A 13,650-nucleotide genomic window follows, 5' to 3' on the forward strand; every position below is an offset into this window, starting at 1 on the left:
TCAGCTTTCCTCTTTCGTGGCTGATTCGTCGGTGTCGTTCTCTGGATGCTGAGGGGCTTCCGGCTCGTCAGGCGGAGCCTGGAACCGGGCCAGCTCTGCCTGGTACGCCGGCTCCTCCAGCCAGCGCCCGCCCTTCACCTCGTGGTGAATGGGCTGCTTGTTCTTATCGAACCAGATCTCCACTTCTACCTGGTCGAAACAGCGCCGTTCTCCCGAGGTGTGAAGCACCTTGCGGGTGTAGTAGGCGTAGCCGCTCCCTTCTTCCGCCTGGCTGAGTTCGTTGAGCAGGTCGACGTTCCCGGCGATGGGTTCATTGCAGCGGTGGCTCAGGACATAGATGGTGAGGGTGCGGCGATCCTGGCCGCCCCCAGCGCCACCTCCCAACAGCCTGGCGAGACGTTGAAATAGATTCATCGGCATGCCCCTGTCAGAACTTTCTCCCTGAAACCCGGCGCGAGGCCACACAGCACGGTGACCCCGCGCCAGGTTTCAGTCCGCATCGTCCAGGGCTGCCACGCCGGGCAGCTCCTTCCCTTCCAGAAATTCCAGGCTGGCGCCGCCACCGGTGCTCACGTGGGACATCTTGTCCTCCAGCCCGGCCTGGCGCACGGCCGCGGCGCTGTCGCCGCCGCCGATGATGGTAATGGCATTGGGCAGAGAGGCCAGGATTTCGGCGATGGCCACCGTGCCCTGGGCAAAGACCGGGAACTCGAAGACGCCCATGGGGCCGTTCCAGACAACGGTTTTGGCCCCGGCCAGGCGATTCGCGTAGTGCGCAATGGTGGCCGGGCCAATGTCCAGGGCCATCCAATCCGGCGGGACATCCTGGACACTCACCACATCGTTGTCCGCGTCCGCAGCGAATTCCGCCGCCACCCGCAGGTCCACCGGCAGCTGGATGATGCCGGCGCCGTCTCGCAAGAGCTGCTCCGCGATGGGGAGCACGTCAGTTTCCACCAGACTCTTGCCCATGGGATAGCCTTCGGCGGCCAGGAAGGTGTTGGCCATGCCTCCGCCGATGAGGATGGTGTCCACCTTTTCCAGCAGGGCCTGGATCACCCCGATCTTGTCGCTCACCTTGGCCCCACCCAGGATAGCCACAAAGGGGCGCTTGGGGTTTTCCAGCGCGGTGCCCAGGTAGTTGAGCTCCTTTTCCATGAGGAAGCCAGCCACGGCCGGCAGGAATTCAGCCACGCCGGCGGTGCTGGCGTGGGCCCGGTGGGCGCTGCCGAAGGCATCGTTGACGAAGACGTCGCCCAGGCGGGCCAGTTCCTCGGCCATGGAGCGGTCGTTCTTGGTTTCCCGGGGATCGAAGCGGGTGTTCTCCAGCACCAGGATTTCCCCTGGCTTCAGGGCTGCTGCGGCCTCCTCGGCCTCGGGGCCGGTGATGGCCGGCACGAAGCGGACGGGCGCGTCAATGAGGGTGGCCAGGTGATCAGCCGTCACCTTCATGCTGTATTGGGGATCCGGCTTGCCCTTGGGGCGGCCCAGATGGCTCATGAGGATCACCGCTGCGCCGTGGTCCAACAGGTAACGAATGGTGGGCAGCGCCGCCTGGATGCGGGTGTCATCGGTGATGTGGCCGTCGCTTAGGGGGACGTTGAAGTCCACCCGAACCAGCGCCTTTTTACCCTGCCAGTCGATGTCTTTGATGGTCTTTTTTTTCATGGGGTTTCACCGCCGTTTTGGGAGAAAAATCACTCGATTTTGGGCTGGGTTGCACCGCAACAGGGCGCAACCCAGCCCAAAAATTCCACCATTTCCCCTTCCCCCAGCGGGGGAAGGCGGTTGGAGGATGGAGGGCTGTTTACAGCCCCTGGCTCACGATGTAGTTGGCCAGGTCGGCCACCCGCACACTGTAGGCCCACTCGTTGTCGTACCAGGCCACCACCTTCACCAGGTCACCGTAGAAAGCGGTGAACTCGGCGTCGATGGTGCTGCTGTGGGGGTTGCCCTTGTAGTCGATGCTCACCAGCGGCTCCCGGCTGACGGCCAGGATTCCCTTCATGGGGCCGGCGGCAGCCGCGTCGAAGGCGGCCAGCAGATCCTCCTTGGTGCCGGGCTTGGAGACCTTGGCCACAAAGTCCACCACGCTAACGGTGGAGGTGGGGACGCGCATGGCCATGCCGTCGAACTTGCCCTGCAGCTCCGGCACGACCAGGGCCACAGCCTTGGCGGCGCCGGTGGTGGTGGGGATGATGCTCAGGGCCGCGGCCCGGGCCCGGCGCAGGTCCTTGTGGACCAGGTCCAGGATGCGCTGGTCGTTGGTGTAGGCGTGGACCGTGGTCATGACGCCCTGTTCGATGCCAAAGGTGTCGTTCACCACCTTGGCCGCGGGCGCCAGGCAGTTGGTGGTGCAGCTGGCGTTGCTGATCACGTGGTGCTTGGCCGGGTCGTACTTCTCGTGGTTCACGCCCATGCAGATGGTGATGTCCTCCCCTTTGGCGGGCGCGCTGATGATCACCTTTTTGGCGCCTGCGCTCAGGTGCAGCTCGGCCTTCTCCCGGGCCGTGAAGATGCCCGTGCTCTCCACCACGATGTCGACCCCCAGGTCGGCCCACGGCAGCTTGCTGGGATCCCGCTCGCTCAGCACCTTAATGCGGTCGCCGTCGATGACGATATCGCCACCGTCGACTTCCACGGTGCCGGGGTAGATGCCATAATTGCTGTCGTATTTGAAGAGGTGGGCATTGGTGTTGACGTCGCTGAGGTCGTTGAAGGCGACCAGATCAAACTGGTCCCGATACTTCTCCAGCAGGGCCTTGGTGACCTGGCGACCAATGCGGCCAAAGCCGTTGATTGCAATTCGAGTTGCCATGTGAATCTCCTTCAGAATTTTTGTGATGTACGCTTTCAGAACATCAACAGTTCGCAGAACTGTATGGTCGAAAACAGCGTCTGCTGAAAACCGTTTGCCAGAGAACTATCTGCCGTAGAAGAAACGGACATGCATTGTCCCTTTGCCTCGATGGCTGTGTCCAAACCATCATCGGTTTGTGACCCACATCACATTTTATCATATTTCATGTGGAACGGATATTTGACATTGTTTCGATTCAGGAAACCCCTGCTGCCCCAACCCTGGATCGCCAGGGGCGGGGGCGGCCATGGGTGGACCGGGCCAGGCGTTCTGCCTGTAGCTCCCCGTAGACCTCCATCAGCCGGGCTGCCAGCTTCCGGGCATCGTGGCGCCATGGCCGCTGGCTGTCGATCAGGTCGCCGGTGAAGAGCCGGTAGTCGTACTCTTCGTCGGGCGCTGGCAGCCGCACCCATTCGCCGTTGAAGGGCGCCGGCGTCGACGGGTCGTAGTTGCTGTTGGCCAGAACGGTGGTAAAGGCTTCCCCCGCGTGGAAGCGGAGCTGGCGCATATGGTCCGAAACGGTGTAGCCGTCGGTCTCGCCCCGCTGGGTTGCCACGTTGCAGATGTAGATGCGGGGCGCGTCCGCGGCGATGATGGCGTTGCGGATGGCCGGGACCAGCAGGTTGGGCAGGACGCTGGTGAAGAAACTGCCCGGCCCCGCCACGATCAGGTCCGCCTGGAGGATGGCCTGGATGGCCGCCGGGTAGGCCCGGGCCGGGTCCGGCTTGAGGAAGACCCGGATGATACGCCCGCCCGTCTCTGGAATCTGGCTCTCCCCCTCCACCACCAGCCACTCTTCCCGCCCATCCTCGGTGACCCGGCACACCTCCGCACAGAGGCAGACATGCTCCAGGGTGCTGGGCAGGATCTGCCCCCGCACGGCCAGTACCCGACTGCTTTCGGCGATGCCCGCCTCGAAGCTGCCGGTGACCGCGGCCATGGTGGCGATGAAGATGTTGCCGAAGCTGTGGCCGGCCAGTTCGCCCACGCCCATGCCATCGCCGACTTCGTTGCCGGCAAAGCGATACTGGAAGAGCCGGGTCATCAGATCTTCGGCCTCGCTCAGGGCCGCGATGTTGTTGCGGAAGTCGCCCGGGGGCAACATGCCCATCTGCCGGCGCAGGCGACCGCTGCTGCCGCCGTCATCAGCCACGGTGACGATGGCGGTGATGTGGTCGGTATATTCCCGCAGCCCCCGCAGCAGTTGGGGCATGCCCGTGCCGCCGCCGATGGCCACCACCCTGGGACCCTGGCGTCGGCGCTGGCGCTGGATCACGGTCTGGAGCATTTCCAGATCCCGGGGTGTATGACGCCCGGGCAACAGGGCCCGCAGGATGGAGCGGTTCAACGACCAGACGGCCACCCCGCTGATCAAAAAGCCCAGCCCCAACAGAAGGAGTCCGCGCAGCCACTCCGGCAGAAAGGCCAGGGTCAGGATCGTCACCAGGGGAGCGTGCCCGCCCACCTGGTGGACGAAAGCCGGCAGAAGCTGGGCAAAGCCCAGACCCGCCACCAACATGCCCACCAGCAGAAGCAGGATCCAACGCTTGATGTGCAGGCCGGGGAGGATCAGGCGGGACCATTCCAGCCGAAGTCCACGCCAGGCGTGCCAGGAGTTTTTCATGGGTCCTTGCCTCACACAGAAGGATCGCCGGTCCCTCTCACTACGACAGTCTGGCGTAAATACCACGGCAGAAATTCCGGGTACCCTCTGGGCGCGCTACCGCTGGTGGATACGATCAGCGATTTCTGCCGGGATTTACTATGCCTCCCATTATAGTGCCATTATAGTGGAAGTGTCTGGACGCGTACAATCGGCCCGGAGGGAAGCGAAAAGGGGGAAGATGGCGTTTTGGAGCTCGGGGGAGGGGGAATGGAGGTGCGGGGAAACCGTTGTGCGCAAAATCCTGTATCCTTGTCGAACCACCCCAGGATGGGCTACAATCATCGGCAGCATCGAGCCAACCAGGGCCCAGGCGTGAACCAACAGGGAAAGATCATGACTGTTCGGAGTCAACGGGAACACGGACCATGATTGTGCGGAGGCGCCCCCAGGCATTGACCCCAGAAGAGCTGGCCAGTCACCTGGAGGCCGGCCCGGGAGATCGGGTCGCCTTCCTGCCGGCCCGAACCACCACCCGCCAGCTGGCTGAAACCCTGGCGGCCATGGCCAATGCCAACGGCGGGCTGGTCATCCTCGGCGTGACGGCCCGGGGTACGCCCCAGAAGGAGGCCGATCCCCGTCCACTTTGTGAAGCCGTGGTGGAGGCTGGCCTTTTGACCGATCCACCCATCGTCCTGCCCAGCCCCCAGGTGGTGGATACGCCCCGGGGAGCGGTGGTGGTGGTCCAGGTGCCGCCGGGCCTGCCCCACATCTACAGCCTCCAGGGCCTCTACCTGACCCGGACGGCCGGCCAGAATCGCCCCCTGACTACGCCCGAGCTGCGCCGCCTGTTGCTGGAGCGGAGCGATACGGGTTTTGAGGCGCAACTGGTGCCCGGCGCCACCCTGGAGGACCTGGACCCAGGCCGCATCGAGCGCTACCTGGAGCAGATCGCCTTTGCCCCCCACGAAGATGTGCAACAGGTGTTGCTGGCCCGGGGCTGCATCGCCTACACCGACACAGGGCAGGGCTTTACGGCCGATGGCAGCGGCCGGGGCCAGTTGGCGCCCACCGTAGCCGGCATCCTCCTGTTCGGCCGGGATCCCCAGCGCTTCCTGCGCAGTGCCGAGATCATCTGCGTGCGCTATCCCGACCGGGAGATGAGCGATGAATTCGTACGGCAGGACATCACCGGCCCCCTGGCCGACCAGGCGCGCCAGGCCGAAGCTTTTGTGGTGAGCAACATGCGCCGTGGTATGAAGATCGCCGGCCTGGCCCGGGAAGAGGTGACCGAATATCCCCTGCCCGTGGTGCGAGAGGCCATCGTCAATGCCATCGCCCACCGGGACTACAGTATCCGGGGAGAGGGTATTCGCCTGCTCATGTTCAGCGACCGGCTGGAGGTCTACAGCCCGGGGCGGCTGCCCGGCCATGTCACCCTGGAAAACCTGAAGGACGAGCGCTACAGTCGCAACGAGGCCATCGTGGCCGTCCTCAGCGACATGGGCTACATCGAGCGTCTGGGCTATGGCATCGATCGCATGATCGCCACCATGCAGGAGGCCGGCCTGCCGGAACCCATCTTCGAGGAGACGGCAGCCGGCTTCAAGGTCACCCTCCAGTCCGCCAGCGCCGAGCTGGTCAGTCCCCAGCCGGAGCAGCAGCCGTGGGGGCATCTCTTCCTGAACGAGCGCCAGGAGCGGGCCCTGGCCTACGTGCAGCAACACGGCCGCATCACCAACAGTGAGTATCAGGCCCTGGCGCCGGACGTCAGTGCCGAGACCATCCGGCGGGATCTGGCCGACCTGGTCGAGAAGAATCTGTTGTTGCGCATCGGGGAAAAACGCGCGACGTATTACATACTGAAATGAAAAACCGGTGTTGAATCAGTGGGAAGATTGACGACCACCGGTGCAGCCCATTGGGGCGCATGCCGTTGAAGGGAGAAACTATGCGCAGCGTATCCATCATCGGAATCGGCCAGTCGCCTGTGGGCGAGCTCTGGGATCGCTCGGCCCGGGAAATCGCCTACACGGCCATCAGCGCAGCCATGGCCGATGCCGGTATCGACCGGGCGGATGCCCTCTTCCTGGGCAACATGCTCAGCGGCAACCTGTTGGACCAGGAGCACATGGCCACCCTGGTGGCAGACACCTGTGGGCTCCACGGCATCGAAGCAGCCAAGGTGGAGGCTGCCTGTGCCAGCGGCGCCGCGGCCCTCCGGGTGGGGGCCATGGCCGTGGCCAGCGGCTTCCACGACGTGGTGATCGTGGCCGGGGTGGAGAAAATGACGGACACGGTGGGCAAGGATACCACCGCCGGCCTGGCCACCGCAGCCGACGCCGAGTATGAGGCCCTCCATGGGGTCAGCTTCGTGGCCCTGAATGCCCTGATCATGCAGCGTTACATGTACGAGTTTGACGTGCCCCTGGACGCCTTTGCCGGCTTCAGCATCAACGCCCACCGCAACGGCGCCAACAACCCCAACGCCATGTTCCGGGAGGCCATCACCCTGCAGGATTATCTCAAAGCGCCGGTGGTGGCCACGCCCATCAGCATCATGGACAGCAGCCCCGTCTGCGATGGTGCGGCTGCCGTGGTCCTGGTGCCCACCGAGCGGGTGAAGGAATTCACCACCGGCCACCACTGGGGCTCGGTCCAGATCCTGGCCAGCGCCAGTGCCAACGACACCCTGGCCGTCCACGACCGCCGGGATCCCCTCTACCTGGAGGCGGCTGCCATCAGCAGCCAGAAGGCCTACCGCCAGGCCGGGATCACCCCCCAGGAGCTGGACCTCTTTGAGGTGCACGATGCCTTTACCATCATGGCGGCCTTGAGCCTGGAGGCCTGCGGCTTTGCTGGCCGGGGAGAAGGATGGCGACTGGCCCAGGAAGAGGCCATCGGCATCGACGGCCAGATCCCCATCAGCACCATGGGGGGCCTTAAGAGCCGGGGACACCCCGTGGGCGCGACAGGCATCTACCAGATCGTGGAGCTGGTCTTGCAGCTTTCCGGCCGAGCCGGCGCCAATCAGGTCAAGAATGCCCGCCTGGGCATGGCCCAGAACATCGGCGGCAGCGGCGCCACCATTGTCACCCACATCCTGGGCAGCTAGCACGCGACAGCGCAATTAGAGCCCAGGGCAAGCGGTACGAATTCGTAGGTCCAGCCGGGAGGTTGGACCTACGTTTATGTTGGCGGTTGTGTTTGCGGCGCATCACACCGCAAACACTTCATTTCGCTCCAATGGGGGGCGCCAGTTTGCGTGTGACCAGTGGTTGCGATACAATAATTTCGCTACGGAAAGCATAGCGCTTCGGTTTGTAGAGCGATACGGGTGGGGCGACAGCAGGTTCACGCACCACAATGGACCTGATTCCGTCCTGCTGTCCCAGGAATGTGCCTGCATTGCATTCAACACACAGGGGAGTCAAACCATGTCTGTAACCAGGGAACGCTTCGAACAGGGGATGACCTATGAAGCCTATAAGGCCCAGATGACCCGCAACCGGGAACAGTTTGAGGCCAACGAAGCTGCGGTGACCTTTGATCCCGACGACCTGGCCTTCTTCGCCGGGCTGCCTCACCCCCTCAACGTCCTGGTCCTGGCCGAGGACTGGTGTGGCGACGTGATCGCCAACCTGCCCGTGTTGGGGCGCCTGGCCCAGGAGAGCGGCAAGCTCAATTTGCGCATCTTCCTGCGGGATCAGAACCTGGATCTGATGGATCAGTACCTCAAGGACGGCCAGTTTCGTTCCATTCCCACCTTCGTCTTCTTCGATGCCGACTTCAACGAGCTGGGCCACTGGATCGAGCGACCTGCCCGGGTTACCGAGCAGATGGCACAGCTACGCCAGGAACTTTTTGCCAGCGATCCGGCCCTGGCCGGCCTAGACCCGGACACGCCCTTTGGCCAGCTTCCAGAGGAAGCCCGGAATCGGGTGCGGGACGCCTTTGCCCGCTTCCGCAGCGAGAACCGGGATTTTGCCAACCGGGAAGTGGTGCGGGAGATTCGCGCCCTGCTGGAGCGCGGCCTGCCCCAGGCCCGGCCAACTCAGCAACCCCAGAGCGTGGCCCAGCCTCGGGTACCCAGCCGCCCGGCCCGGCCCACGAGCAATGGCGCGGTGAAGGTGAGCATCACCTACTGCGCCGAGTGTGGCTATCAGCCCCAGACCCTGGCCCTGACCGAGGCCCTGATCAACAGCTTCATGCACGAGCTGGCCGAGGTGGAGTTGATCCCATGGCAGGATGGCGCGTTTGATGTCGCCATCGACGGCGAGCTGGTCCACTCCATGGCCCGGGATGGTGGTTTCCCGGAGCCTGAGGCCATCGTGCAGGCGGTGCGGGAGCGCCTGGCCCGCTAGCTTTTTTCTGCCCGTCGGTTTCAGCCGCGCCCCGGCGCGAGCCTTCCAGGGGGTCGGTCGCGCGTTTCTTCTCAACGGGAGACGTGTGGCCGACCTCTGACGCGTACTCTGGAAAAAACTGTCAAAAGCTCTCAAAATGACCCTGGATGGGAATCGGTAGGAAATGAAAGCCGGGATGGGTTAACATACGTGCATGTATGTGGATCCATGCATGTGGATCGATGCCGGCAATTCGTGCCGACAAGACAGATGGACTAAAACAGATAGACAAGGAGTTGGACCTTACTATGGCTGTTCCCATCCTTTGGCGTACGAAAAAGCAGCGTTATGCCCTCCAGGGCGAGATTTGCCCTGCCTGTGAGCGGGCTGTCTTTCCGCCCCGTCGGATCTGCCCCTACTGCGGTCGAGACGAAGAAGCCGCCGGGCAGCATGAGGTCGCCCACGGGCAGGCTTTCACCTATGCCTTTTCGGCGGTTCCATCCCTGGCTGTGCGCCCAGGCGGGGATGATTGACGGGTGTGGTCCCCTTGGGGGGAGCGGCTGGCAGCGCCATGGGAGCGTCGCTGCAAACCCCAGCGTGGGGGATGCACCCGATGAACGATGGCCCGATGCATGATGGGTGGAGATAAGTGAGCATGGCGTCCAAGAAGCAGAGTGAGCTGGTGGGCCTGACCCACAACCTGCGAGGATATGGGGAGGTGTACAGCTTCTCCACCATGTACACGGTGCCCAAAGGGTTTGACGACCAGAAGCCCTACACCGTGGCCCTGATCAAGCTGGACGAGGGCCCCATGGTGACTGCGCAGTTAACTGACGTGGACCCGGCCGATGTCCACATCGGCATGCGGGTGGAGATGGTGACCCGGAAGCTGCGGGAAGACGGGGGCGAGGGGCAGATCATCTACGGCTACAAGTTTCGTCCGGTGTTGCCGCGGCAGGTGTCGTAGCAGGCGCCAGCCCCAATGGCGACAACGGTACAACGATATCCATCGACACGGTTTCGTGGCGCGAAGTCTCACGTCACGAAACCGTGTTTTATTATCTTCCCCGGAAGAAGTCCAGGACGATGCTGTGCACAATGCGCTCCACCGGCGCCCGGTCGTCGGTGAAAGTGGGCGTATCGGCCGGTGGGGTCGCGGGCCGCGCCTGTGTCACCGCGGCCGCGGCAAACGCCAGGAAATCCGGGGGCAGGGAGGTCGGCAAAGCCGCCACATTTTGTGCAAAGTACCCCAGCCGGGTGGGCTGGACTGTGGCCACCACCAGGGAGTTGCCCAGGGTGTCCGGTGGGCCGGGCTCGTCGATGATGTAGACCTGGGGGAAGACCTGGGCCAGGGTGGCGGCCAGTGCATCCACCAGGGCGAAGTTGTGGGCCGTGCGCCCCACGTTGACCGCCACCACGCCATCTTCCGTCAGGTGGCTGCGCACCAGTTGGAAGAACTCCACCGTGGTTAGGTGAAAGGGAATGTAGGGCGGCCGGTAGGCATCGATGGCGATGTAGCGCCAGCGGGCTTCAGCCGGCTGCTGCAGGAGCCAGCGGCGACCGTCCGCCGCCACCGCGGTGAGATTAGGCCGCTCCATCTGAAAATAGCGCCGTCCCACTTCCAAAATTTCCGGGTCCAACTCCACGCCGGTGATGGGCATGGGACCGTAGATGTCGGTCAGCAGCCCGCTGACCGTGCCCGCGGCCAGGCCGATGAGGAGCACCTGGTCGGACGGCGTTGGGAGGGCCGGGGGTGGGTTGAAAAGGGGCGGCAGCAGGAAGTAGTCCCAAATCCCCTGGCTCAACGTACTCTCTGGATGGTAGACGCTGTGGATCCCGATGCCATCGTTGAGCTTGAGGTGGCGCTCGCTGCCCCACTGGCGCACCGCGATGTAGTTGTACAGGCTCTCATCTTCGTACAACAAAGTTCCGCTCGCGCCGTCATCCCAGCCGCTGCGGACGGCCAGGCCGGGCCGGGTGAGCAGGGCCAGCAGCAGCACCGCTACCAGGGCCAGGGCTGGCGCCCAGCGGTAGGGCTGGCGGCGGCTGCCCAGGCTGACCACCAGCAGCGGCGCCAGGGCCAGCACGTAGAAGGTCCAGCGGGTGCCGATGGTCGGGATCAGCCACAGGACCGGGACAAAGGTGCCCACCAGGCTGCCCGCGGTAGAAAGGGCGTAGAGGCGCCCGGCCGCCTGCCCGGCATGGGCGAGATCCGCCAGGGCCAGGCGCACCGCCCAGGGGCTGACCGTGCCCAGAAGGATGCCGGGTACGCTAAAGAGGAGCAGCACGGCCAGCAGCGAACCGGCCAGCAGGCCGGGCACGAAGCCCTGGATGCCCGTGGCGGCCAGCCGCAGGATGGGCGTGCTCAAGAGGGGGACCAGGGCCACGCCCAGGGCCGCCAGGCTGACGACCAGATCCAGCTCCCGCTGACGGGGATAGCGGTCGGCCAGCCGGCCCCCCAGCCAGGCGCCCACCGCCAGGTAGAGCAGGATCAGGCCGATGAGCGCGGCCCAGACCAGCTGATTGTTGCCGAAGACTGGCTCCAGCAGGCGGGAGGCGCTCAGCTCCATGCCCAGGGTGGTCGCCCCCGCGGTGAAAACCAGGACGGAGAGATAACCGGTGCGCGTCTCCAAATGGGTTGACCTCTTTCCCTGCACTTTCCTCGCCCCAGAAGGCAGATCGAAACTGTCTCCCGCGTAGTATAACACAGGGAGTGCATCTCCCGGCCCCCTGGCCATGGGAAAGGATTTTTTGCAACATTGATCCCTGGGCCAGATAGTGATAAGATTCAGGTGAATATCGTTGCCCCACACGCAAGCAATTGCATCCCATTGCCGGTTGACATCACTGCCCACATTGCTCCTCCACCTGCAAACGGCCGCTCCGTTCCGGGAGCGTTGTGCGTTCGGTTTCCCGTTCAAGAGGAGGACCCTATGGAATCAGCCCGTTTCGATTTCGTCATCGGCATTGGCGGGGCCGCTGGCCAGGGCATTGCCACCCCCGGCAACATCCTGGCCCGCACCTTTGTGCGTCGCGGCCTTCACCTCTGCGCCTACAACGCCCACCAATCCATCATCCGCGGCGGCCATATCTTGCTGGCGCTACGGGTGGCAGAGCACGAGATCCACAGCCACGGCGATAACCTGGACCTGTTGCTCTGTCTGAACCAGGACACCATGAACCGGCACCTGCGCCACATGCGACCGGGTACCTGGGTGCTTTTCAACAGCGACGATATTGTGCCCGGCGACGCCGCGGAAGGTGTTCACATGTGCCCCATGCCGGTCAAAGCGCTGACCAACGACTCCCGCAACAAGGTGATCCAGAACACGGTGGCCCTGGGTGCCATCGTCTCTATCCTGGGGCTGGACTTCGCGACCCTGGAGGCTGCCCTGCAACGGGAGCTGGGCCGCAAGGGCAAGGAGGTGGTGGAGGAGAATGTCCAGGCGGCCCGAGGGGGCTTTGACCATGCCCAGGCCCATTTCCCCTCCCTGGATCGGCCGGTGCCCACCGGCGCCAAACCCCTGGCCGTCTGGTCGGGCAACGAAGCCCTGGCCATGGGGGGAGCCGCTGCCGGGGTGCGCTTCTACTGCGCCTACCCCATGAGTCCCTCCACCGGCATCCTCCACTGGATGGCGGCCAACGCCCGGGACCTGGGCATCATGGTGCGCCAGGCGGAAGATGAGCTGGCCGTGGCCAACATGACCATCGGCGCAGCCCACGCCGGTTGCCGGGCCATGTGTGCCACTTCTGGCGGCGGCTTCGCCCTGATGACCGAAGCCATCGGCATGGCCGGCATGATGGAGGTGCCCGTGGTCTTCATCAACGTCCAGCGAGCCGGCCCCTCCACCGGGGTGCCCACCAAGACGGAACAAGGCGACCTCTGGCAGGCCCTGGGCGCCAGCCAGGGGGACTACGAGCGCTTCATCGTCGCTCCCAAAAATGCCCTAGATGCCTTCAACACCATCCCCGAGCTCTTCAACCTGGTGGACAAGTGCCAGTGCCCCGGCATCCTCCTGTCGGATCTCCTCATCTCCGAAGGCACCTTCAGCGTCGACCCCGACGCCATCAACATGTTCCCCCCCATTGACCGGGGAGAGCTCATCACCCAGCCCCGCAGCGCCGATGGGGCCAACGGCGCCGACACCAACGGCTACCTGCGCTATCAGGACACCGAGACCGGCATCTCGCCCCGGGCATTGCCGGGCCTGGAGGGCTACGTCTACGTGGCCGCCACCGACGAGCACGACGAGGATGGCGTCCTCATCAGCGACGAGTTCACCAATCCCCACAAGCGCCGCAAAATGGTGGAAAAGCGGGCCCGCAAGCTGCAGCATGTGGCCAAAGAGGTGCCGCCGCCGGCGCTGGAAGGGCCGGCCGATGCCGAGGTCACCCTGGTGGGGTGGGGCTCCACCTACGGCGTCATCAAGGAGGCCATCGACCAGTTGAAAGAGCGGGGGGTGACGGCCAATCACCTGCCCATCAAGTGGATCATCCCCTTCCACAGCGAAGAGGTATCCGCCATCCTGAATAAGGCCAAGCGGGTGATTGTGGTGGAGAACAACTACTCTGGCCAGTTTGCCCGCTACCTGCGCAGCGAGACCGGCTTCGCCGCCCATGGCCACATCCGAAAGTACGACGGCGAGCCCTTCATGCCCCATCACATCGTCGAGGGGGTGCTGGCCCAACTGGCCGGCGAGACCACCCGCTTCGTGCCGGAACACGAGTTCATCGTCTGAGGCTACCTGGGGTGGGCCGGCAGTTTTCAGCCCATGGCCGCCCCCTGGGGCAGGCATGGGCATCCAACACGCGGTCTACATGCAACACGCTCAATTCGACACACG

General features: G+C 64.2%; 11 protein-coding genes. 6 read left to right on the top strand and 5 right to left on the bottom strand.

Annotated features, from left to right (window positions below; all coding sequences use genetic code 11):
* The 4 genes from FKZ61_RS07505 to FKZ61_RS07520 all read right to left on the bottom strand — a co-directional run bounded on the left by FKZ61_RS07505 (position 1) and on the right by FKZ61_RS07520 (position 4,484).
* Complete coding sequence (locus FKZ61_RS07505) at positions 1 to 414, bottom strand: hypothetical protein (RefSeq protein WP_141609467.1); 414 nt, start codon at positions 412 to 414, stop codon at positions 1 to 3.
* Between the two features lie 75 nt (positions 415 to 489).
* Positions 490 to 1,668, bottom strand: a complete 1,179-nt coding sequence (locus FKZ61_RS07510; RefSeq protein WP_141609468.1) for a phosphoglycerate kinase — start codon at positions 1,666 to 1,668, stop codon at positions 490 to 492.
* Between the two features lie 139 nt (positions 1,669 to 1,807).
* The gene (gap, locus tag FKZ61_RS07515; protein ID WP_141609469.1) at positions 1,808 to 2,818 is read right to left on the bottom strand and encodes a type I glyceraldehyde-3-phosphate dehydrogenase; all 1,011 of its coding nucleotides are present in this window, start codon (positions 2,816 to 2,818) and stop codon (positions 1,808 to 1,810) included.
* A gap of 238 nt (positions 2,819 to 3,056) precedes the next feature.
* On the bottom strand, positions 3,057 to 4,484 hold the full coding sequence (locus tag FKZ61_RS07520) for a gluconeogenesis factor YvcK family protein (protein WP_141609470.1): 1,428 nt from the start codon (positions 4,482 to 4,484) through the stop codon (positions 3,057 to 3,059).
* A gap of 407 nt (positions 4,485 to 4,891) precedes the next feature.
* Here FKZ61_RS07520 and FKZ61_RS07525 point away from each other — a divergent pair, with 407 nt between their 5' ends.
* From FKZ61_RS07525 to FKZ61_RS07545, 5 genes are all read left to right on the top strand, one after another.
* The gene (locus tag FKZ61_RS07525) at positions 4,892 to 6,334 is read left to right on the top strand and encodes an ATP-binding protein (protein WP_141609471.1); all 1,443 of its coding nucleotides are present in this window, start codon (positions 4,892 to 4,894) and stop codon (positions 6,332 to 6,334) included.
* Between the two features lie 80 nt (positions 6,335 to 6,414).
* Positions 6,415 to 7,578 carry a thiolase domain-containing protein gene (locus FKZ61_RS07530; protein WP_141609472.1) on the top strand — a complete coding sequence of 388 codons (1,164 nt, stop codon included), beginning with the start codon at positions 6,415 to 6,417 and terminating at the stop codon, positions 7,576 to 7,578.
* Positions 7,579 to 7,900: 322 nt separating this feature from the next.
* Positions 7,901 to 8,827 carry a SelT/SelW/SelH family protein gene (locus FKZ61_RS07535; protein WP_211358456.1) on the top strand — a complete coding sequence of 309 codons (927 nt, stop codon included), beginning with the start codon at positions 7,901 to 7,903 and terminating at the stop codon, positions 8,825 to 8,827.
* Positions 8,828 to 9,114: 287 nt separating this feature from the next.
* Positions 9,115 to 9,339, top strand: coding sequence for a zinc ribbon domain-containing protein (locus FKZ61_RS07540; RefSeq protein WP_141609473.1), 225 nt, complete (start codon positions 9,115 to 9,117; stop codon positions 9,337 to 9,339).
* A 122-nt stretch (positions 9,340 to 9,461) separates the two neighbouring features.
* Positions 9,462 to 9,773 carry a Zn-ribbon domain-containing OB-fold protein gene (locus tag FKZ61_RS07545; protein WP_141609474.1) on the top strand — a complete coding sequence of 104 codons (312 nt, stop codon included), beginning with the start codon at positions 9,462 to 9,464 and terminating at the stop codon, positions 9,771 to 9,773.
* 91 nt (positions 9,774 to 9,864) lie between these two features.
* On the opposite strand, the gene FKZ61_RS07550 is transcribed toward FKZ61_RS07545, so the two are convergent.
* The gene (locus FKZ61_RS07550; protein WP_141609475.1) at positions 9,865 to 11,439 is read right to left on the bottom strand and encodes a spermidine synthase; all 1,575 of its coding nucleotides are present in this window, start codon (positions 11,437 to 11,439) and stop codon (positions 9,865 to 9,867) included.
* A 300-nt stretch (positions 11,440 to 11,739) separates the two neighbouring features.
* On the opposite strand from FKZ61_RS07550, the gene FKZ61_RS07555 reads away from it, so the two are divergent.
* Positions 11,740 to 13,545 (top strand): 2-oxoacid:acceptor oxidoreductase subunit alpha, encoded by a 1,806-nt coding sequence (locus tag FKZ61_RS07555; protein WP_141609476.1) that lies wholly within the window; start codon positions 11,740 to 11,742, stop codon positions 13,543 to 13,545.
* Positions 13,546 to 13,650 lie beyond the last annotated feature (105 nt).

Origin of the sequence: Litorilinea aerophila (genome assembly GCF_006569185.2) — a bacterium.
Classification (GTDB): Bacteria; Chloroflexota; Anaerolineae; order Caldilineales; family Caldilineaceae; genus Litorilinea; species Litorilinea aerophila.

Excerpts from the sequence above, each read along its gene's own strand:
- FKZ61_RS07555 (WP_141609476.1), top strand. The coding sequence starts at position 11,740 with ATGGAATCAGCCCGTTTCGATTTCGTCATCGGCATTGGCGGGGCCGCT.
- FKZ61_RS07545 (WP_141609474.1), top strand. The coding sequence starts at position 9,462 with ATGGCGTCCAAGAAGCAGAGTGAGCTGGTGGGCCTGACCCACAACCTG.
- FKZ61_RS07510 (WP_141609468.1), bottom strand. The coding sequence starts at position 1,668 with ATGAAAAAAAAGACCATCAAAGACATCGACTGGCAGGGTAAAAAGGCG.
- FKZ61_RS07525 (WP_141609471.1), top strand. The coding sequence starts at position 4,892 with ATGATTGTGCGGAGGCGCCCCCAGGCATTGACCCCAGAAGAGCTGGCC.
- FKZ61_RS07540 (WP_141609473.1), top strand. The coding sequence starts at position 9,115 with ATGGCTGTTCCCATCCTTTGGCGTACGAAAAAGCAGCGTTATGCCCTC.
- gap (WP_141609469.1), bottom strand. The coding sequence starts at position 2,818 with ATGGCAACTCGAATTGCAATCAACGGCTTTGGCCGCATTGGTCGCCAG.
- FKZ61_RS07535 (WP_211358456.1), top strand. The coding sequence starts at position 7,901 with ATGTCTGTAACCAGGGAACGCTTCGAACAGGGGATGACCTATGAAGCC.
- FKZ61_RS07505 (WP_141609467.1), bottom strand. The coding sequence starts at position 414 with ATGAATCTATTTCAACGTCTCGCCAGGCTGTTGGGAGGTGGCGCTGGG.
- FKZ61_RS07520 (WP_141609470.1), bottom strand. The coding sequence starts at position 4,484 with ATGAAAAACTCCTGGCACGCCTGGCGTGGACTTCGGCTGGAATGGTCC.
- FKZ61_RS07530 (WP_141609472.1), top strand. The coding sequence starts at position 6,415 with ATGCGCAGCGTATCCATCATCGGAATCGGCCAGTCGCCTGTGGGCGAG.